At 72.4% G+C, this 21,039-nt stretch carries 11 protein-coding genes; 3 read left to right on the top strand and 8 right to left on the bottom strand.

From position 1 onward, the window contains the following. Positions 1–52: 52 nt before the first annotated feature. From AB0O40_RS09270 to AB0O40_RS09245, 6 genes are all read right to left on the bottom strand, one after another. The gene (locus tag AB0O40_RS09270; RefSeq protein ID WP_365037330.1) at positions 53–2,044 is read right to left on the bottom strand and encodes a calcium-binding protein; all 1,992 of its coding nucleotides are present in this window, start codon (positions 2,042–2,044) and stop codon (positions 53–55) included. Between the two features lie 251 nt (positions 2,045–2,295). Continuing rightward, a complete protein-coding gene (locus tag AB0O40_RS09265; RefSeq protein ID WP_365037328.1) occupies positions 2,296–3,066 on the bottom strand; it encodes a GNAT family N-acetyltransferase in 771 nt (256 codons plus the stop codon). A gap of 124 nt (positions 3,067–3,190) precedes the next feature. Next, complete coding sequence (locus AB0O40_RS09260; RefSeq protein ID WP_365037326.1) at positions 3,191–4,615, bottom strand: lamin tail domain-containing protein; 1,425 nt, start codon at positions 4,613–4,615, stop codon at positions 3,191–3,193. Between the two features lie 831 nt (positions 4,616–5,446). Further along, positions 5,447–7,204: a VCBS repeat-containing protein gene (locus AB0O40_RS09255; protein ID WP_365037324.1), complete on the bottom strand. Its 1,758-nt coding sequence runs from the start codon at positions 7,202–7,204 to the stop codon at positions 5,447–5,449. Between the two features lie 180 nt (positions 7,205–7,384). Beyond that, positions 7,385–8,485 (bottom strand): serine hydrolase domain-containing protein, encoded by a 1,101-nt coding sequence (locus AB0O40_RS09250; RefSeq protein WP_365037323.1) that lies wholly within the window; start codon positions 8,483–8,485, stop codon positions 7,385–7,387. A gap of 126 nt (positions 8,486–8,611) precedes the next feature. Beyond that, positions 8,612–9,919, bottom strand: coding sequence for a sensor histidine kinase (locus AB0O40_RS09245; protein ID WP_365037321.1), 1,308 nt, complete (start codon positions 9,917–9,919; stop codon positions 8,612–8,614). A 316-nt stretch (positions 9,920–10,235) separates the two neighbouring features. Here AB0O40_RS09245 and AB0O40_RS09240 point away from each other — a divergent pair, with 316 nt between their 5' ends. From AB0O40_RS09240 to AB0O40_RS09230, 3 genes are all read left to right on the top strand, one after another. Continuing rightward, positions 10,236–11,720 carry an alpha/beta hydrolase gene (locus tag AB0O40_RS09240; protein WP_365037319.1) on the top strand — a complete coding sequence of 495 codons (1,485 nt, stop codon included), beginning with the start codon at positions 10,236–10,238 and terminating at the stop codon, positions 11,718–11,720. Positions 11,721–12,076: 356 nt separating this feature from the next. After that, positions 12,077–12,640 carry a hypothetical protein gene (locus AB0O40_RS09235; protein WP_365037317.1) on the top strand — a complete coding sequence of 188 codons (564 nt, stop codon included), beginning with the start codon at positions 12,077–12,079 and terminating at the stop codon, positions 12,638–12,640. A 176-nt stretch (positions 12,641–12,816) separates the two neighbouring features. Then, positions 12,817–13,743: a DUF4436 family protein gene (locus AB0O40_RS09230; RefSeq protein WP_365037315.1), complete on the top strand. Its 927-nt coding sequence runs from the start codon at positions 12,817–12,819 to the stop codon at positions 13,741–13,743. Between the two features lie 63 nt (positions 13,744–13,806). On the opposite strand, the gene AB0O40_RS09225 is transcribed toward AB0O40_RS09230, so the two are convergent. Together AB0O40_RS09225 and AB0O40_RS09220 are read right to left on the bottom strand one after the other, a co-directional pair. After that, positions 13,807–14,295, bottom strand: coding sequence for a hypothetical protein (locus tag AB0O40_RS09225; RefSeq protein ID WP_365037313.1), 489 nt, complete (start codon positions 14,293–14,295; stop codon positions 13,807–13,809). Continuing rightward, the gene (locus tag AB0O40_RS09220) at positions 14,296–20,955 is read right to left on the bottom strand and encodes an RHS repeat-associated core domain-containing protein (RefSeq protein WP_365037311.1); all 6,660 of its coding nucleotides are present in this window, start codon (positions 20,953–20,955) and stop codon (positions 14,296–14,298) included. It lies immediately after the preceding gene. Positions 20,956–21,039: the final 84 nt, after the last annotated feature.

Raw genomic sequence — 21,039 nt, 5'->3', positions numbered from 1 at the left:
GGCGGGGGTCTCGCCCGGCCGGCGCCGGCGGGGGTGCACGGTCGGCCGTCCGTCAGGGGCAGCTGATGCGGGTGTCGCCGGGGTCGGTGGTGCAGGTGTCGGTGCCGGTGCCGCCGTCGGCGGTGTCGTTGGCGCTCACGCCGTCGGTGGTGGTCAGGCGGTCGTTGCCGTAGTAGCCGGTGAGGACGTCGTTGCCGCGGTCGCCGTTCATGGTGTCGTCACCGAAGCCGCCGTCGAGGTTGTCGTTGCCCGGCCCGCCGTAGACGGTGTCGTTGCCGAAGCCCGCACGCACGGTGTCGTTGCCGGACAGCGCGCAGATGACGTCGTTGCCGTAGCCGCCGGTGAGGGTGTCGGTGCCGGAGGTGCCGACGATCGTGCAGCCCCGCGCGTTGTTGACCGAGGTGGTGGCGCTGGCGCTGTTGTTCCCGGTGTTCGGGTCCTGCGGGGAGCCGGTCACGGACGCGGTGTCCCGGAGGGTGCCGGTCGTGCGCGGTTCGGCGGTCACGGTGACCGTGGCGCTCGCGCCGGGGGCCAGGCTGCCCAGGGCGCAGGTCGCGCCCGTCGCGGTGGTGGTGCAGGTGCCCTGGGAGGGCACCGCCGAGATCAGGGCGGCGCCGGCTCCGGAGAGGGAGTCGGTCAGGGAGACGCCCGTCGCGGTCGCGGTGGAAGAGGCCGCGTTGGTCACCCGGACCGTGTACGTCGCCTGGTCGCCGATGCTCACCGTCGTCGTACCCGACGCGGTGACCGACAGGTCCGCCGCCTGCGGCGGGGGAGTGGTGCCGCCACCGCCGAGGTAGCGGGCCACGCCGCGGTCGGCGGTGAGGCTGTTGGCCTGGCCGACGACCCCACCGGCGACGATCTTCCCGTCGGGCTGCAGGGCCACGTGGGAGGCCTGCTCGGATGGGCCGCCGAAGTCGGTCGTCAGCCGGCCGTCCCCGTCGAAGGAGGTGTCCGCGGCGCCGTCGGTGTTGTATCGGGCCAGCGCCCAGTCGCCCGCGTACCGGCCCGCGACGAGGATCCGGCCGTCGGACTGGAGGGCGACGTCCGCGGCGTCGGCGCTCTCCGGTCCGAAGTTGGTGGTGACCCGGCCGGCGCTGCCGAACGTCGGGTCCAGGGCGCCGCCGGCGGTGAACTGCGCCAGCCCGAAGGCGTTGTCGTCGCCGGTCGCGACGACGATCCGGCCGTCGGACTGGAGGGCCACGCCCCGGGCCCTGGCCCCGAAGCCGGGGGTCGCCCGGCCGTCGCCGTCGAAGGCGGGGTCGAGGCTGCCGTCGGTGTTGTAGCGGGCGAGTGTGACGCCGCCGGGGCCGGTCCCGGCGACGACCACCCGGCCGTCGGGCTGGAGGGCCAGGTCGGCGGCCGCGGCGAAGGTGCCGCCCGGGAAGGTGGTGACGGCCTTGCCGTCGCCGTCGAAGGCCGGGTCCAGGGAGCCGTTGGCGTTCCAACGGACCACGACCCAGCTCGCGAGGCTCTGGCCGGCCGCCACGATCCGGCCGTCGGGCTGCACGGCCACGCTCAGGGCGGTCTCGATCGCGTCCGGGTCGATGTCGGTGACCGCCCTGCCGCCGGTGCCGAAGGTCGGGTCGAGGCTGCCGTCCGGGTTGTAGCGGGCGGCCACCCAGTCGCCGTAGTCGGCGATCGAGGTGGACCCGCCGACCGCGATGATCTTTCCGTCGGGTTGCAGGGCCAGGGCCCTGGCCTCGTCGTTGTTGAAGTCGAAGTCGGTGTTGACGATCCCGTCGCCGCCGAAGGTGGTGTCCAGGCTGCCGTCGGCGTTGTAGCGCACCAGCACGAAGTCGCCGCTGGTCTCGTCGAAGTAGCCGTCGCCCACCGTGATGATCTTGCCGTCGGGCTGGACGGCCATGCCCGAGACGTTCTCGTAGCCGGTCACGTCCGTGACGACCTTGCCGTCGCCGCTGAAGCCCGGGTCCAGATCGCCGGGAGCGGCCGCTGCCGCCGTGGGCAGGCCGAGTACGAGCGCCAGGGCGGCGGCACCGGCGGCGCCGGCGCGCCCGGCCCGGCGCCGTGGGGAGTGCTGGGGCATGCGCGAACCACTTCCGTCCGTCGGTTCCTCGGGTCCCCCAGCTTTCGGGGACACCGGGCCGGGCCGGGGCCGCGGCGGGCCGGGGGTGCGCCCACTGGACCGCCGTGTTCCACCCCCAGGAGTGACGGACCGGTCATCCGGACAGCCCGCCGCAGCGGCCGGCGCACCCGGACGGCCAGCCGGCTCGGCCGACGGGCGGCCCGCGGCGCCCGCACCACCGGCCGGCCGGGGCCGGCGCGGCGGTGGCGGTGTTACCGGGAGGCCCACCAGGTGGAGGGCGCCGCGACGCTGTAGCCCAGGGACTCGTACAGCGGCCTGCCCAGCTTCGACGCGGTGAGTGTGAGCGGCAGGTGCGCGAGCGGGGCGAGGGAGCCGAGTATGACGGCCCGCCCCACGCCGCGGGACCGGAAGGACGAGGAGGTCGCGATCCAGTAGTGGCTGCCGACGCCCTCGTCCACCACGCTGACGCCCGCTCCCACAGGCACGCCCTCGTGCCGGGCCACGAACACGTCCACACCCGGCTGCTCGATCAGCGCCGCCGGGAACAGCTCGCCCGGGCGATGGGGCTCGAACCCGCCCAGCTCGAAACCCTCGATCACGATCCGCTCGGCGGCCTGGAGGTCATCGGGCCGCGCCACCCGGGTCACCTCCAGCGCCGGTTCGGAGGAGGCCGGCCCGGGCTGCCGCAGCATGACGGGCATCTGCCAGCTGCGCAGGTCCAGGTGGCCCAGATCGGTCGAGCTGAACGGATCCTCGACGTTCACCGAGCCCGCGGCCCGGCGCACCAGCTCGGCCACCTCGGCCACCTCGTCCGGCTGGAGGACCGGCTCCTGGATGAGGACGCGCAGACCGGCGCGCGCATCGCCGTCGACCGCGAGGAACCCGGCGCGGCGGATGACCGCATGCCCCCGGCTCCGGCCGGTCGCGGCCCAGAAGGCGGCGGAGTTGCGGGCCTGCCGCAGGGGCGCATCGGCCAAGGTCAGGACCGGCGGCTGAGCTGCCGACGTTGATCTTGTTGTCATCGCCCCACGGTAGTGCCCAACTCCCCGCCGCCCCAGGCATTTTCGCCGCGTCCCCACCGGTGCTCGAGCGCCCCGCGCGTACCTCGTGCCCTGGGCTCAGGCTGCGCGCCGGGATCCCGGCGGGTCAGCAGCTGATGGTGCCCCTGCGCAGGGCGTGGCCGCCGTCGTTGGCGTCGTCGGACCAGTAGACGGGCTTGGAGCCGGCCACGCACTCGTCGGCGCCGGCGAGGGAGAAGCCCTCGTTGTTGTAGTTCGGCATGCCGGACGGGCGGTTGTAGACGGCGGTGGTGGCGAAGGCGCCGCCGGTGCCGATCTTCAGGGTGCGGTGCTGGCCGTCGCAGGTGTCGTCGCAGACCGCCCACAGCCGCGCAGCCTGGGGCTCCCACTGCAGCTCCATCACGCCGGACAGCCCGCTGCTGAAGGAGGCCACGCGGGTGTACGAACCGGAGTCGGCCAGGACGTAGCCGTAGACCATGCCGGTGCCCTCGACGCCGACGAAGAACACGCCGCCGCCGTGCCCGGCGTAGCGGGCCGGGTCGTAGGCGGCGCCGGTCGAGGCGTCCTTGAACCCGGCGCCGGTCAGCGCGGTGTCCGGGACCCAGGTGATCCCTTCGAGGCCGAGGTTGGAGCCGGTCGAGGGCAGGTCCGCGGTGAGGTTCCACTCCTTGGCGGCGGTCAGCGACGAGCCCGAGCCGCCGACGTCGTACTTGAGCACCGACAGCCGGCTGGTGCCGGAGGCGTCGCCGTTGCGCTCGCTGGCGACGAACGCCCCGCCGGCCGAACCGGCACCGGTCAGGGTGACGCCCTCGCTGTCGGGGCTGCCGGAGCCGCCGGGGAAGCGCAGGGCCTTGCCGGAGGACCAGCCGTTGGCGGTGTCGGGCTTCCAGCCACCGGACCCGTCACGGACCAGGCGCCACAGCTTGCCGCTGTTCTGCGCGCCCCACAGGACGTTGCCCTCCTGGAAGAGGCCGCTGAGGTCCTGGCCGAACACGTTGGAGCCGTCCGCGGTGGTCACGCCGCTCCCGCCGGGCCATGCGACCGGCGTCGTCGAGCCGCCGCCGGTGCCGCAGCTGTTGGCGCCGCCCAGGGTGGGCGTGGCCACCTGCTTGAAGGCGCCGGTACCGTCCGCGCAGCGGGACCACGACGCATCGGAGTGGTCGCTCCAGGCGAAGCCGTCGACCAGGGTCTTGCCGTCGGCCAGGTAGAGACGGGCCTCGTCGTCCGAGCCCAGCCCGAACTTCCCGCTGACGTCGAAGGCCCGGAAGGCGCCCGGCGCCAGCCTGGTCCCCGAGGCGATCTTGTAGGAGTGGCTGTTGTCGTCGTCCTTGAGGATCCAGCCCGAGACGTCGACCGTGGCGGTGCCCGTGTTGTAGAGCTCGATCGAGTCGTTGACGTCGCCGGTCGTGACGACCTCGTTCACGCGGACCTCGTCCGCCGCGGCCGCGTGGGCGGCGGGTACGCCGGTCAGCGCGCCCGCGACGAGGAGTGGAGCGGCCACGAGGAGCCGGGAAAGGGAACGACGCCGACGGCGAGCGGTCGATACGGTCACTGGTGTCCATCCTGGAGTTGTCGGAAGCGAAGCAGCCGGCCCGACGGTCCCGGACCCGGCCGAACAGGACTCCGCCACCCAGGAGGACGCCTCGAGAACGGCCGGCGAACTCCCCGCCCGACCACCGGGGCCCGACGGCCCGGACCCGGGGCCGGCTTCCGGACGGCCTCCCCGGTCCCTTAACGTCTCGGCCATGGACGGGCAGTGGGCGGTGGTCGTGGGGGCGGGTCTGGGAGCGAGCGGAGCCGTAGTCGGCGCGCTGGTGTCCTGGCTGGTGGCGCGGATGCAGGCGCGCACTCAACTGGACACGGCCCGGCTCGCGTACGCGGCGCAGCGCGAGAGCGAGACCGTCACGCGCAAGCGGGCCGCGTACGCGGATCTCATCCTGTCCGTCGACACCACCCGGCGGCAGATGCGGAAGGTGCGCCCATCAGGCGCTCATCGACGACGCGGACGAATGGCTCGCGGGCGAGCTGGCCCAGGAGGCTCGGCCTGCCCGGGACACCGAGCGGTACCGGTCGACCACCGGGGCACTCCAGGCCCGGATGATGGCCTTCGCCGACAGCGCCTACGGCCGGCTGTACCGCCCGGAGCGGGTCGACGGCTGAACGACCGCGCAGGTGCTGCACGGCCGTTGTACCCGCCCCCCAACGCCCCTGGCCGATTTCGCCGGGACGGTCACGTCCATCGAGGCCGGAGGGGCGGCGGTCATGGCCGCGTGGCAGGGGAGTCGCGAGGTTCTGGACGGCTCACCACGGGCCGGGGCCCGCCCGCCGGGATCGGCGGGCGGGCGCTGGTGGTTGCTCCGGGCGGCCGGGTGGCCGCGCGGGCTCAGATCATGGTCTTGTAGATGTTCCAGCCGGTGCCGAACTTCACCCGGGGGGCGAAGGTGGCGGTGCCGGCGTTGCCCGTGGCGGTGTACAGGTACATCACGCCGTCCGGGAGGCGGGCGAGCACGTCGCCCTTGCTGTCGCCGTTGATGTCACCCGGCACGACCAGCGCGTCGTAGATGTTCCAGCCGGTGGCGACCTGCTCCCGGGCGGCGAACGGCGCGGTGGACGTGCCGGTGCCCTTGTAGAGGAAGAGGCGGCCGGTGGTGTCGCGGGCGAGCAGGTCGGGCCGCCCGTCGCCGGAGTAGTCGCCGGAGCCGACGAGCGAGTTGTACGTGTTCCAGCCGGTGCCGACCTTGATGCGCGCGCCGAGCTTCGTGTACACCGCCCCGTCGCCGGGGTGCAGCCACAGGACCCCGGCGGAGTCACGGCTGAGCAGGTCGCCCTTGCCGTCACCCGTGAGGTCGCCGGGGCCGGCCATCATGGTGTAGTTCCACGCCGAACTGACCTTGCTGCCGCGGATGTACAGGTCGCTGCCGATGTTCTGCACGTAGGCGGCGTGGTTGTGGCTGTTGAGCGCGGTGGCGTACGTGGTGCGGGACCCGGGCGTCTCGCTGCCGGCGTTGACCGGCGGCGAGAGGTAGTCGCCGTTGGCCAGGGCGTACCACTTGGCCATGAGGTTGTCGGCCTTCTGGGTCATGAGGTTCTGACCCTTGCCGTAGAGCTGGGTGGTGCCCGCGCCGACGATGAAGCGGTTCTCCTCGTAGCCGTCGCCGAAGTACTCGGGTGCGGCGAACTTGCCGCCGCCGATCGACTTGAACCAGTACTGGACGCCGGCCTTGTTGCGGGCGAGCAGGTCGCTCTTGCCGTCGCCGTTGCCGTCGTCCGAGCCGGTGATCATGTTGTACGTGTTCCAGCCGGTGCCGACCTTGACGGCAGGCTTGAGCGGGGCGGTGGCGCTGCCGGCTCCCTTGTGGAACCACAGGTCGCCGTTCAGGGTGCGGGTGACCACGTCGCCGATGCCGTCGCCGTCGACGTCGTTGGCGCCGACGATCTGGTCGTAGATTCCCCAGCCGGAGCCGACCTTGACCCGTGAGTTGAACGGCCTGCTGACGTTCCCGGTCCCCGTGTACAGCCACAGCCCCCCGGCGTGGTCGCGGGCCAGCAGGTCGGGACGGCGGTCGCCGGTCACGTCACCGGTGGCGATGACCCGGTTGTAGGCCTGCCAGCCGGTGCCGGACCACTTGGGCGCGGACGCGCTCTTCACGCCCGCCTCGTAGAGCGTGATGACACCGTCGAACGTGAGCGAGAGCAGCTCGGGCTGGGTCGTCCCGCCCACGTCGCCCACCGGCAGCAGGTCCTTGAACGCGGACTCGGGGTCGTCCTTGGGGATGGTGTACTCGCTCCAGGTGTGGAGCGAGGACAGGTAGACGGCTGTGACCTGGTCGTACTCCACGGTGATCAGGTCACTTTGGCCGTCGCCGTCGACGTCGTGCCGCAGCTTGGCGGCGGTGGTCACCCGCGCCGACGGTGGGACGAGACGCGGCATGACGACGGTCGGGTGCCCGCCGGCGCGACGCGGCACGGTGTCGGAGACCGCCCCCGGCACCGGGGCGGTCGTGGGCGGCGCGACGGCGGTACCCGGCGCGCGGTGCAGCGGGGCGGCAGTGCTCGGGGCGGCGCACAGAGCGCCGGCCGCCAGGGCGAGTACGCTCCCGGCGGCCAGCGCACGCAGTCGCCCGCGGTGTGGTGTAGTCAAGATCCCCCCTGAGGATCGAGCCTGCGGGGCACGCCCGGGCAGCGTCCTGCGCATGCCCGAAACCACGCGTCGGCACGTGAACCGTCCCCCGCTTCCGTCCGTGCAGACTACGCGGTGCCACTGACAACCGACGCTCGAAATCTGGGGAGTTGGGGCGCGACCCCGCTTGAGGGGATCGGCCTAGCGGCGCCTGGTGCACAGGGCCGCGTCCACCGCCGCCTGGAGGTGGCGGAGGCTGTCGCCTTCGGCGGCCCAGGTCGTGGTGTAGACGGTCACGGTCCCGCGGCCCGCCGTGGCGCGGCCGCCGCCCACCGAGTTGCCGGGCAGGTCGCCGCCGTGGCCCCAGTAGACGCCGCCGCAGCTGAGCGGGATCGAGGCGAGGCCGTAGCCGTAGCGGCTGCCCGCCGGGTAGACGTCCCGTCCGCCGATCGCGGTGGTGTCCCGGGTCATCTGGTGCAGGGCCCAGTGGGGCAGGAGGCGGCCGCCGAACAGTCCGTCCCAGAAGGCGTTGAGGTCCTTCGGCGTGGAGACCAGGCCGCCGGACGCGCCGAACTCGTAACCGGGGAGCTCGGTCACGTCCACCCGGCCGGCCTCCGGGGCGGCCGGGTGGATGCCGTAGTTGCGGGCGTGCGGTCCGCGCAGCGACAGCTCGCCCGGTGCGGGCCAGTAGGTGTCGTCCAGGTGCAGCGGGCGCAGGATCGTGTGCTCGATGTACGCGCGGAAGCCGACCCCGGACACCTTGTCGATCACCATGCCGAGTGCCAGGTAGTTGGTGTTGGAGTAGCCCCAGTCGCTGCCGGGATCGAAGACCGGCTTCTCCGCGAGCGCGAGGGCCAGGTACTCCTCCGACGTGCCGGGCCGGGTCCAGTCGACCAGCGCGGTGTACTCCGGCAGACCGCTGGTCTGCTTGAGCAACTGCCGGACGGTGATGCGCCGTCCGGCCAGCTGCGGCACGTAGCGGCCGGCGTTGTCGTCGAGGCGGATCCGCCCGTCAGCCACCAGGCGCATGACGGCCGTCGCGGTGAACGCCTTGGTGTCGCTGGCCAGCCGGATCCGCCCCCGTTCGTCGACCATGGCCCGTCCCGTCTCCCGGTCCGCGACCCCGGCCGTACGCGTCGCCCTGCCGTCGTACGCCAGCGCGCCCGGGACGCCGTCGCTGTTCACGAGCAGGTCCAGCTGCCGCTGCACCGGGTCGACCGGCCGGGCCACCGCCTCGGGGACGGATACCCCGATGACTGCCGTGGCGAGCAGAACCGCGGTGGCGATTGACGTGCGGTGCATGAGCTTTCCCCCTGATCACAGGCCGGTCGGGCCGACCGGTCGCTTGACGACGACTCTGCCAAGACGCCGACCCGAGATCATTGCGCCCGGCCCCCGAAGAGGAAGGCGGGCACCCCCCTTGACACATCACGGCCCGTCAGGTTCGCCCCCGCGCACCGGAGCACCGGCAGGATCGGCCGCGCGGGGTCCTGCCGGGTGCCGACCACGGGGCAGCTCCACCGCGATGGTGGTCGGGCCCCCGACCGGACTGCTGACGTGGAAGGTGCCGTCCACCGCGCCGACCCGTTTGGCAAGCCCGCGCAGGCCGCTGCCGGCGGAGGTGTCGGCGCCGCCGATCCCGTCGTCGGTGATGTGCACGCGCAGCATTCTCCGGACCTGTTCGACGGTGATGTCCACGCGGGTCGCGCGGGCGTGCTTGGTGACGTTGGTGAGCGCCTCGGAGACCACGAAATAGGCGACCGACTCCACGGCGGGCGCCGCTCGCCCCTCCAGGTCGACCCGCAGCCGTACCGGGACCGGTACCCGGGCGGCCAGCCCGGACAACGCCGCGTCCAGCCCGCGGTCTTCGAGTACGGCCGGGTGCAGGCCGCGTACCAGGTCGTTGAGTTCGGCGATGGCCTCCTTCGCCTCGCGGTGCGCCTCGCCGATCACGGTCCGGGCCTCCTCCGGCAGGTCGGTGAGCGTGGCCTTGGCCAGGCCCAGGTTGACCGCGAGGGAGACCAGGCGCTGCTGGGTGCCGTCGTGCAGGTCGCGTTCGATGCGGCGGCGTTCGGAGTCGACGGCGTCGATCAGGTCGGTGCGGCTCTCGGACAGGCGCTCGACACGCTGCTGGAGCCGCTGGGAGCGGCTGGTCCCGAGCAGCGCGACCGCGATCCGGCTCTCGGCGCGGGTCACCGCCCCGGTCAGCCAGGGTGCGGAGCACAGCAGCAGCACGCCGGCCGCCGTGTAGTACACCACCTGGGTCGAGTAGTCGAAATGATCGAGGCGAACCGGGGCCGGCAGCGTCCAGGCCCAGCCGTTGACGGTCGTACCGACCAGGCCCCCGACCCACGCGGCGAGCACCCCCAGCTCCACCACGGCCAGCAGCGGACCGGCGAGCAGGTGGTAGCCGGCCTGCCGCCAGGTCGTGGCCGCGGACAGCCACCGCAGAGCGCGCCTCGGCCACCGCTGCTCGCGCCCGGCCGGCGGCCGCAGGACCTCCACTCCCAGCAGTACGCGGTAACGGCGCCGCTGCACGGCGGTGAGCACGGGGACTCCGAGCAGGAGCAGCGCGAACGGGAGCGGGACCCACGGCCACGCCCTCGACGTCACGGCACTCGCCAGCCAGCTCCACAACGGCACCAGCGCAAGGTGCAGTGGAATCCCGGCCGCCAGGAAACCGGTGTCCCGCCGGACCCGAACAACTCTGCGCCGCAGCGCCCGGGAGATCTTCATGCCCTGACGGTAAGGCGCCACGCAAGGGCCGTGCCATGCACCGTGCCTCCGCATCGACGGTGAACCTGGCACCACCCCCGGAACCGCCTGGACATGAGCGCCGCCGAATCCCCCGGGAGCGGCCGGGGAACCTGCAGAACTGCGACCGCACGGATCTGCGGGTGGAATTGCCTGGTCCGGTCCCGGCGCGACGGGTTGGATCGGAAGCCTCGGGTCTGGTCAGGAGACCGGCTGGTGGCAGACGGGGCGCGGTGTCGCACGATCGGCGACCTGAGGTGATCCGAGGAACCGAACTCCGCAGAACTGGGGGCAGCACGTGCTGCGAGCTGGACCGACGACTTCCATCCTGACGGCCGGGGCGGTGACGGCCGTGCTGGCGGGGCTCACGCCGGCGACCGCGTTCGCGGCCGAGGAGCCGCTCGGGAGGTTCGGGCGGCAGCAGCAACTGCGCTGGGAGCGTTGCGCGTCCGACGAGCCGGCATCGTTGCAGTGCACGGTGGTGAAGGTGCCGCTGGATTACGGCCGTCCGGACGGCAGGACCATCGGGATAGCGGTGTCGCGGATGAAGGCCGCCAGCGCTACGAAGCGGCGCGGTGTCCTGCTCATGAACCCCGGCGGTCCGGGAGGGCCGGGGCTGACCATGCCGGCCGGGATGGCGCCGCTGCTGGCGCCGGCGGTACGCGAGCGCTTCGACCTGATCGGCGTCGGACGCAGCGCGCCGGTCCACTGTGGTCTCGCGCCGGACGAGCAGGTCCTCAACCACCCCTACTCCGCACGGACGTTCGGACAGGACGTGGACCGGGCCCGGAGCGTGGCGGACAAATGCCGGGCCAAGTCCGGCGCACTGCTGCCGCACATCACCACCCGGAACACGGCGCGGGACATGGACGTGGTCCGGGCCGCGCTGGGCGAGCGGAAGATCTCCTACCTGGGGCACTCGTACGGCACGTACCTGGGTGCCGTCTACAGCCAGATGTTCCCCCGCCGGACGGACCGCTTCGTGCTCGACAGCGCACTGGACCCGGCGCTGGTCTGGCGCGGTGTGCTGCGCGGGGCGACCGGAGCCGCCGAACTCGCCTTCACCCGCTGGACGCAGTGGGCTGCGGCCCGCCATGCGACCTACGGGCTGGGTGCGACCCCGCAGGCGGTGCGCGCGGCGTTCTGGGATCTGGTCGCGCGTGCCGACCGCACGCCGATCGTGCTGGACGGCCAGCCCTTCGACGGCGACGCGATCCGGGCGCAGTACCGGGCCTTCGTGCAGGTCGAGGCCGTTACGCCTTTCATCGTGGCGCTCAGGGCCGCGGCGGCGGGCACCCCGGCGCTGACCGGTGCGGGCACGGCCGTGCCCACGCCACCCGAGCCGGCAGAGGGAGCGCCGGACGTCGACAACGCCGTGTCCGCCGCCTGGGCCGTTCTGTGCGGCGAGGGCCGGCACTGGCCGCGTGATCCCGAGCGGTACCGCCGCGACGCGATCCGCGACCGCGCAGCCCGCCCGCTGGCGGGCGACTTCGGCGCCAACGTCCAGCCCTGTGCGTTCTGGAAGTCCGCTCCGCGTGAGAAGGCCACGGTGGTGGACAACGACGTCGACGCGCTGATCGTGCAGAACGAATGGGATCCCCAGACTCCACGGGAGATGGCCAAGGGCATGCGGCGAGCTCTGCACGGCGCCCGCATGATCACGGTCGCGGGCGGTGAGGGCCACGGAGTGCTGGTGAGCGGCCGCCCGTCGTGCGCCGACGCCGACGTCACCCGCTACCTGACGACGGGCCGGCTCCCCGCGAAGGACCGCACCTGCAGCTGACGTGCCGCCGCGACGCCCAGTCGCCGTCCTCGGAAGTGGGGGGCGTTGGTCCCACCAGGTTGGTTGCGAAGGTCCTGAAGCGGCTCTGAACTGGCCTTTTGTTGTGGTCGTGATCGGGTGGCCGGGGTGTTGGGCCAGTCGTTACACAACGGAGGGGTGTCCTACGGACGGGGTCCGTAGCGTCGTGGGTGTCAAAGCCGCAGATGCGGCGTAATTGAACGGAATCCGTCTCAGATCGGATCTGGTTTCTAGGAGAACCTTCGATGCGTACTTCTTCGCGTTCTTGCCGTCTGGCCGTGGTCACGGCCGGTGCTGTTGTCGCTCTGGCCGCCTCCGCGGTGGCTTCCTTCGCCGCCGTGAACCCTGCTCCGGCGGATGCGGGCAGCGGCCGTGTCGAGGCACGGCAGGTCCTGGACATCGGCGACGCGCCGGGCGGCCAGACGGAGACCGGTCACCACGCTGTCGGTGGATGGCAGGCGAAGGACCTGGTCCACCTCGGTGACGGGTGGACCGCGAGCATCGACTTCAACGCCTCCGCCCGGACCGCGCGCGCCGACATCGCCCGCCACGGCGCCGTCAAGGCCAACCTGAAGGCGAACGGCCACATCGCCACCGTGAAGCTCGGCACCACCACCTTCACCCTCACCCCCGGCGGGATGGTCTACAAGACCACCGCCGCCGCGTCCACGTCCCCGCTGCCGGGCGGCTGGCAGTCCAAGGGCGTCACCAGCCTCGGCGGCGGCTGGACGGCGAAGGTCTCCGTCAACGCCTCCTCGCAGACCGTCCGGGCGGAGATCGCGCGCGGCCCGGTCTTCAAGGGCACGCTCGAGGCCCACGGGAAGAGCGCGAGCACCACGATCGACGGCCGCACCTTCGTCCTCTCCACCACCGGGACCGTCAGCAAGGCCAGCGCCTCCTGACACCGCCCCGCCGGCTGCCCCGGGCGCGGCGGCCGGCGAGCGCCGGGACCGGCCGTCAGCGTGCGCACCAAAGTCGCAGGAGCCGCCGGGCAGCCGAGTCCGGCGGCGCCCGTGTGTCTCGTGTACCCGGGGGCCGTGCCGGGCAGCCCTCTACTCCTGATTGCGCAGAACACCCGATGTCTCCTCCCACGCAAGCCACCCGGTTCGCCCGCCGACTTCTGCCGCTCGCCGCGATCCTCCTGGCCATCGCCGTCGGTGCCGGCCTGTACGTCAACGAGCGGGAGGTCCGCGGCCGGACGTACAGCACCGGAGCGCGCCAGGACGGCGGCGTCACCGTCGACGCCGCCATCCAGAAGGTCGACCCGGTCACCCGGGAGATGACCCTGCGGGTGCTGGTCCAGCCCCAGGGCCGGCTCCGCGCCGCAGGTGACCCCTTCACTCCGGCCGTTGACCTGCGGGTGACCAGCTCCTCCCTGATCCAGGGCGACTTCCGCCTCAAAGCCGGCCAGCAGGTCTCCTACCAGGACATGAAGGTCTCCCTCAGCGGTGCGACGGTCTCCGACTACCCCTTCGACGAGTACGCCACGAACATCGGCTTCACCGCGCGCGCCGGGAACCAGGACACACCGGTACCGGTCCTGTTCGCGCTGCGCGACGAGGACGCCGCGTTCAAGCCCTCGGTGACCAAGAAGTACGCCGAGCCGTCCTTCACGGGCTTCGATCTGGCCATCACGCGCTCGCGGGGCACGTTCGTTCTCATCTGGTTCATGACGGCGGTCATGTGGGGCCTGGCCCTGGCCGTCCTGGGCGCGACCTGGGTGATCATCAGCCAGCGGCGCGGGCTGGTGTGGCCGGCGATGGGCTGGATGGCCGCCACGCTCTTCGCGCTCGCGGGCTTCCGCGGTACGGCCCCGGGAGGTCCACCGATGGGCTCCCTCCTGGACTACACGTCCTTCCTGTGGGCCGAGGCGATCATCTCCGCCTGCCTGATCGCGGTCGCGGCCAGCGGCATCCACAGCGAGACGCAGCCGGCCGACGAAGCAGTGGACGACGATCCGGAGGCGGCCGCAGCGACACGTCCGCGGGCGCCGCGACTCGATTGAGGCGCCCCCACGCGGGACGGGGCCCGGTGCGCGCGCACCGGGCCCCGCCTCCTACCGGTCGTACTACTGCGAGCGGGAGCGGAGTTCCCGCTCCAGCCGGTCCACCGTGCGCTCGAAGGCGCCCGGTGAGACCAGGGCGATCGGGGACCGGCGGGACAGGAGTGTCCAGGCCGCGGTCCCGTCCCTGCGGACGATCCACAGGACGTCGCCCCTGACCGTCCCCCGGCTCCAGGCGTGCAGGGGCCGGGTTTCCACGCCCTCCACCTCGTGCCAGGGGATGACGGTGACGCGGGGGGTGATCACCTTGACCCCCGCGTCACCCACGTAGATCCCGATCCGGGTGAGCCGCCAGAGCAGGGTCCAGAGCCTGAGGAGCACGAGCGCCGCGAGCGGCATGATCACGTACCCCCAGGGCCCCGGCCGGTGGTGGAACGCCATGACGACGGGCACCACCAGGCACCCCACGGGGATCGCCAGGAAGGGCAGGAAGAACACCCGCAGGACGATCGCCGCGGGGTCGCGGTCCGCACGCTCCCACTGCTCAGAAGGCATCTAGAACATCCAATCCCACAGGTTGGAGAGGTGCCACGCGTTCGTGGTGTTGCTCTCGCCGAAATGGCCCTCGACGGGGAAGGGAATGTCGAGACCGAGGCCTGCCCCGACCTCGCCGAGGTGGACGTCGTTCCCCTTGCTGTCGCTTCCCCAGGAGTAGTCGCCGCCCCCGGTGACGCCTGCGCCGCCGCTGGCCCCGCACGTCTTGAACGGGCCGGAGAGGTCGTCGATCGTATCCGCGTCGCTGCCCTGCAGACCGATGCCGAGGCCGCCGCTCGGGGTGGCCACCAGGTTGGCGCCGGTGGCGTTGACTCCGGCGTGCCAGTCGTCGTCGATCTCCAGGCATCCCTGGGCGTGGAAGCCCCAGATGAAGCCGATGCCGATGTTCAGGCAGAGCCCCCCGGTCCACAGGCCCGACGGGTCGGAGCCGTTGAGCGGGTTGCCGCCGGTGTACCCGTACGCGCTGCGCGTGCTGCGCACCGCGGGGTCGACGGTGAGGAACTGCGCCGTCGCCGGGTCGTAGGAGCGGGCGCGGAGGTAGACCAGGCCGGTCTCCGCGTCCGTGTACTGGCCGGCGTACTGCAGCGGGGTCGACGCGGTCCCGGTGTGGCCGGTGACCGTGCCGTACGGGGTGTAGGCGTAGCTGCCGCCCACCGTGCCCGCCGCGTCGGTCAGGGCCCGGGTCGAGCCGAGCTGGTCGTGGAAGTACCACTGGCTGGCAGTGGCACCGATCTGCTCGACGGGGGTGTTCGCGGGACCGTAGAGGTAGCTGGTGGTCCCGTCGTAGAGCATGTTCGGCGTGTCCTGCCCGTCCCAGGCGAAGGCGGTGGTGGCGCCGGCGACGGTCTTCGAGGCGCGCAGGCCGGCGGCGTCGTAGCGGTAGCCGGCCGTGGTCCCGCCGGTGGTGGCCGTGGTCAGGCGGTTGGCCTGGTCGTAGCCGTAGGTGGTGACCGCGCCGGCTCCGGTCGTGGTCCTGGTGCGGTTGCCCTGCGGGTCGTAGGTGTAGGTGGTCGCCCCGGAACCCGGGGTGCCGCAGGCCGGGGTGGCCGGTGCGGTGCCGGTGGTGGACCAGCACAGCTGGCCCGCCGCGTCGAAGACCTGCTTGACGGCGCCGACCAGGACCGGGTTGTCGGCCTTGTCGTAGTCGAAGCCGGTGGTGGTGGAACCGCTCGTGGTGCTCTTGATCTGGTCGTTCGCCGTGTAGCCGAAGGTCTGGGCGCCGCCCGGGACGCCGGTGGGCGTCTCGCCGCTCAGCTGGCCGACGAGGTCACGGGTGTAGGTCAGGTCGGCGAGGGTGGTGGTGCCCTTCTTCAGTGTGTCCGAGGTGCGCTGTCCGGCGTCGTTCCAGCCGGTGGTGGCGACGGTGCCGTTGGGGTAGGTGGTGGAGGTCCAGTGGCTGTCGGCGTCGTACCCGAAGATGGTGGACTTGCTGTTCCAGTCCTGGAGGGCGGACAGCCGGCCGGCCTTGTCGAAGGTACGGGTGGCCGTGCGGCCGGTGCCGCCGGGGTAGGTGAGGGTGGCCTGGTTGCCGCCGGCGTCGTAGGTGAAGGCGGTCACCGCCCCGGCGCCGTTGGTCAGGGTGAGCAGTTCGCCGAAGGTGTCGTAGGCGCGGGTGGTGGTGCCGGTGCCGTCGGTGGTCGCGGTCTTGCGGCCCGCCGGGTCGTAGGTGATCGCCGTGACGTTCGGCGTGGTGCCGTCCGAGTAGGAGATCGTGACCGGCTTGCCCGCCGGGTCGTAGGTGTAGGTGGTGACCCGGTTCTGCGGGTCGGTGCTGGTCGCGAGGTTGCCGGCGGCGTCGTACGTCATTTTGGTGACCCGGCCCGCCGGATCGGTGCGGGTGCTCTGGCGGCGCTGGCCGTCGTAGCCGTAGAGGGTTTCGGCGCCGGCGGCGTCGATGGTCTTGGCGATGGTCCCGTCACCGTTGTAGACGGTCTGCGTGGTGGTGGTGTCGGGGCGGGTGATGCTGGTCTTGCGGTCGAAGGCGTCGTAGCCGTTGACCGTGGTGTGGTGGTTGGCGTCGGTCGCCGAGACCATGTTGCCGTTGGCGTCGAAGACCGCCGAGGTCACGTGGCCCAGCGGGTCCACGGTCCGGTTCTTGTGGCCCCAGGCGTCGTATCCGAAGGTGGTGCAGCCCTTGGCGGGCGGGGTGCAGCCCACCGCGGTGCCGGCGGCCGTGCCGAGGGGCGAGACGGCCGAGGTCCGCAGGCCCCGGCCGGCGTCGTAGCCGTACAGGGTCTTGTCGCCCTCGGCGCCGGTGCTGCTGGTGACGTAGCCGTTCGCGTCATAGGTGACGAGGGTGGCGTTGCCGCGGGGGTCGACGGTGCGGGTGGCGTCCGCCGGGTGGGCGGGGTCCTCGTAGTACACGTTGCTGGTACGGGCGGGGAGCGTGCCGTCGGCCGGCGCCGCCGTGGTGCTGGTGAGCTGGCCGAATCCGCTGCCCGTGGCGGCGATGTGCCCGCTCTCGTCGTACCCGAAGTCGGTGCGCAGTCCGGCCGGGTCGACCGTGGTCAGCAGGTGGTCGGTGTCGTCGTAGACGTGGCTCGTGGTGAAGCCCCGGGAATCGCTCTCGGAGATCCGGTTGCCGTGGTCGTCGTAGGCGAACGTCTGCAGGTTGCCCTTGGGGTCGCTGGAGGACGTCATGCCCATGCTGATCGGGTCGTAGGTGTACGTCCAGGTCCCGGCGTCGGCGGTGCCGAAGCCGCGGGTCTCGGAGGTCAGCATGCCGCTCTGGTAGGTGTAGAGCGTCTTCTGGCCCGCCGGGTCGGTGGTCCGGGTCTGACCGGCCGTCAGGCCCGCCGCGGCGTCCGGACCGTACTCGAAGAGGGTGGTGCCGCCCACCGGGTCGGTCTGCTTGATCACGCGCTCGGCGGCGTCGTACACGTTGGTCGTGACCGGGGCCGGGGTCGCCGTGGAGCCGAACTGCACCGGCTTGCGCATCGTGGTCATCAGGTGCGCCGCGTCGTAGCCGTACGTGGCGTGGTCGTCGTCCCGCAGTGCCGGGGTCCGGGTGGTGCCCACGCCGTAGACGTCGGTGAGGTTGCCCGCCGCGTCGTAGCCGTAGGTCACCTTGCGGCCGGCCGAGTCGGACAGGGCCGTGATGTGGGTGCCGGTCCAGGTCAGCGTGTACGTGCGGCCGCCCGGGTCGGTGACGGTGGACAGCCGGCCGGAGCCGTCGTACGCCATGGTGGTGGCGTAGGCCGGGCCGGCTTTGCTGCCGGCCACGTCGGTCGCCGAGAGCACGTGCCCGGTGGCGGTGTCGAAGGTGAAGATCTCCTTGGACCTCCGGGTGAAGGTGTACGTGGAACCGGACTTGGTCAGCGTCGCGTTGTAGCGCGGCGCAGACGGCGCGTAGCTGCCGGCGGTGTTGACGAAGGTGACCTGGGAGCCGTCCTCCTGCTTGACCGTGACGTTCCCGGTCGGGCCGTCGGTGGTGGCCGAGAGGTTGTAGGAGTACGTCCACCCCCAGCCGAAGGGGCCGTTGACGGCCAGGGCCGCGTTCGGGCCGGCCGGGCTCGCCAGGGCGGAGGCGTAGGTGCGCGAGAAGTTCAGCGGCGCGCCGCGGCCCGGGGTGGTCAGGTCGGTGACGGTCTCACCGAAGTAGCCGGTACTGGTGTCCACCGGGTCGCCCGCGGTACGGCGCACGCAACCGCACTGGATCCAGGAGGGGTTGCTGCCCTTGGGGGCGTCCTTGATGCCGGGCGGACCGCCGATCGGCACGCCGGGGGAGCCGCCCTGCGGGATGAAGGCGACGGCGTCGTAGGCGACGTCGAAGTCGGCGTAGTTGATGTTGCCGGAGCCGGTGACCTCACTCTTGTTGGTGAGCTTGACGTTGCCGCCGTTCTGCATGGCGAAGGTGCCGATGGTGACCCACTGCTCGGATCCCCAGTCCTGGTTCACCCGGATCTTCCACGGGCTCACCCCGCCACCGGGGTTGATGGTGTAGACGACGTTCGTGGCGGAGGCCGCCGTCGACGGGAAGTGCAGCTTGATCTTGTAGTACTGCAGCTTGGGCAGGTTGGGCGTCCAGGTACCGGTGTTGACCAGGTCCGGGTTGGAGCCGTCCTCGGTGTGGGTGAACAGCACGTGTCCGCCGAAGCCGACGCCCAGCTGGTGGGTGTCGATGGCGCCGATCGGGTCACCCGCGGCGTTCGTCCCGTAGGTGTAGGTGAACGTGCCGCCCTGGGACCAGTTCGACGCTCCGCAGCCCGCCCGGTTCAGCGGCGGCTGGCTCTGCGACTCGTCCACGACGATCGGCGCGCCGTAGCCGGCGTTGCCCACCTTGTTCGCGTCGAGCGAGCAGGTCGGCGGGTGCGGGTGCGGGGCGACCACGGCCGGCTCGGACGAGCCCGCCGAGGCGGTGTACGCGCTGGTGGCGCAGGTGGTGGCGCAGTCGGGGACGAACGTCACCGGCGAGTGCCACCAGCACTGGAGGCTGGCCAGGGTGCAGTTCTTGGGGTTCTGGGCGCCCGTCGGGTCGCACTTGTTGTCGGCGGTGCAGAAGGAGCCGACCGGCGGGATCTGCAGCCAGGTCTTGCCGCCGTGGTAGTCGGGCCTGGCGTACGCCGGCTGGTTGAAGCGCAGGATGGGCTGGCCCATCCAGCCCATGATGCGCTCCTGGTACGGCCAGCTCGCCGGGTGCGAGGCGTCCGCGTAGGAGGTGCGCAGGTACGGGGCGCGGGTCGGCGGGTAGTCCGGGTTGGCCGGGTTGTTGGCCCAGCCCAGGCCCCAGGTGCCGTCCGGGCCGGTGCAGGTGGGGCTCGGGACGCAGCCCGTGGTGTTGCCGAAGGCGGCGGTGGGCTGGATGCCGGAGTTGTAGGCCCAGGCGGCCAGGTACCAGTTCTCCAGGTAGCGGGGGTTGCCGCCGTTCACGGTGATGCCCGCGTCGTAGAGCTGGTTCCAGGTCTTCTCCAGGATCACCAGGCCCGCGGAGACGTTCTCCTGGTAGTCGACGGCGATCTTCGTCTGGCCGTTCACCGAGTAGGCGGTGTCGCCCTTGGACATGCCGCTGGTGATCTGCCCCAGACCGTAGCCGCAGTCACCCTTGGCGTAGTCCATGTGCGTGATCGAGCCGCCGGCGCCGTAGTAGTCGCCGACGAGGGCGCCGCCCGCGATACCGGGCAGGGCGTGCCAGGAGGCCTGGCTGTAGTTGCTCTCCTGCGCGACGATCGCCTGGTAGAGCGAGCGGGGCACCGAGTCGAAGGTGTCCCCGGCCGGGTGCTTGAGAGCCACCCTGCCGAAGTCGCCGTTGGGCGCGTACGCCGCCAGGCCCAGGTTCGCGTAGCCGGCCGGGCGCGTGTAGGAGGAGCCCGTCAGCAGGCCCTGCTCGGCCATCTCGACCGCCCAGGACACCTGCGCCGTACCGGGCTGCATGACCTGCCGGTTCTCGGCCAGCCGGTCCACCGCGCACTTCGGAGTGGTCTGGGCCGCCGCCACCGCCGAGGGCGCGGACTGCTTCGTCCACGGCGTGCCGGAGCCGGAGAGCGCGCTCGGGGCGGCGCCCAGGGACGTGCTCCGCTGCGGGGGCGGGGTGACCGGCCGGCTCAGCGGGGTGGGCAGCGTGGTGACCGCGCCCTTGGCGGACTTCGCTGCCGGGCGCTTCAGGAGCCGGCCGTCCTTGGTGGCCAGCACCAGGGGCGCGTCCGGGGTGGTCCGCTCGCCGTCGCCGATCACGGCGCCGCCGTCCAGGGAGACCGCGGTGACCCCGTTCGGCAGGCCCTTGGAGGTGACCCGGGTGATCCCGGAGCCGGCTGCGACGTCGCTGGCACCCACCGCGATGGAGTGGCCCGCGCGGCCCTGCATCAGGCGCAGCGACCGCTGGGAGCCGTGCCCGACGGAGGTGACCTTGCCGGAGCGCAACCGCATCAGCCTCGAGGGCTCGGCGCGCTCGGACTGCACTGCGAAGTCCACCGTCCCGGCGGCGGCGGGCCGCAGGTCGTAGGCGTGGCCGTCGACCTCGGCGAGCACCTTGGGCACGGCGGAGCCCGCCGCGGGCGCGGGGATGCGGACGAGTGCGGCGCCCAGCACGCCGACCGGGCCGTCGGGGGTGGGGACCACGGAGGTCACCTGCCCCTGCACGGTGACCGTGCTGCGGATCCTTCCGGTGGGCAGGGCCACCGAGAGGACCTGCGTACTGCGCTGGTTCTGGCCGGGGTTGACGACGAACGTCGCGTCCGTGCCGAGCCCGCAGCCGGGGGAGTGGTACTTGAAGGCCACGCCGGTGGCGACCGGCCTGACCGCGCCGTTCTCGAGGTCCACCGAGTAGGCGAAGGCGCCGTGGTCACGGGCCTCGGCCCGGTTGACGGCGGAGGCCGGCAGAACGGTCAGCGCCGCGAAGCGCCCGTCCCCCGACACGCACTGGTAGCCGGTCCACGAAGCATCGTCGATGCCTCCCGGCCGCACGACCGCCACCTCACGCCAGGCGTAGCCACCCGCTCCGGTACCCACCGCCAGGTGGTAACCCGCGCTGTCACCCCACCCGTTGACCAGCACGTCCGCGGCCGGACCGGCCGACTCGGCGGGCCCCTGCCCACCGGGCGCCGGCACGGCCGCGGCCGCGGCCCGCGAGGACGCGGCCGCCGGGACCGGTGCGGCCGCCAGCAGGGACAGGGCCAGCAGGGCCGTCCCTGGTACTCCCAGTTTCGGCCATCTGTATCGCGACACGAAAACCCCCTGAAACGGGGCGCGCCGTGTGCGCGCCCCGGACACACCGCGCTGGATCCGCCAGCGCGGCCGAAACCCCGGCCG

Source organism: Streptomyces sp. NPDC089919, from assembly GCF_040684615.1.
In the GTDB taxonomy this organism is placed as follows: domain Bacteria; phylum Actinomycetota; class Actinomycetes; order Streptomycetales; family Streptomycetaceae; genus Streptomyces.
The sequence above is the reverse complement of the archived record's forward strand: the minus strand, read 5'-3'. Positions and strand labels throughout refer to the sequence as shown.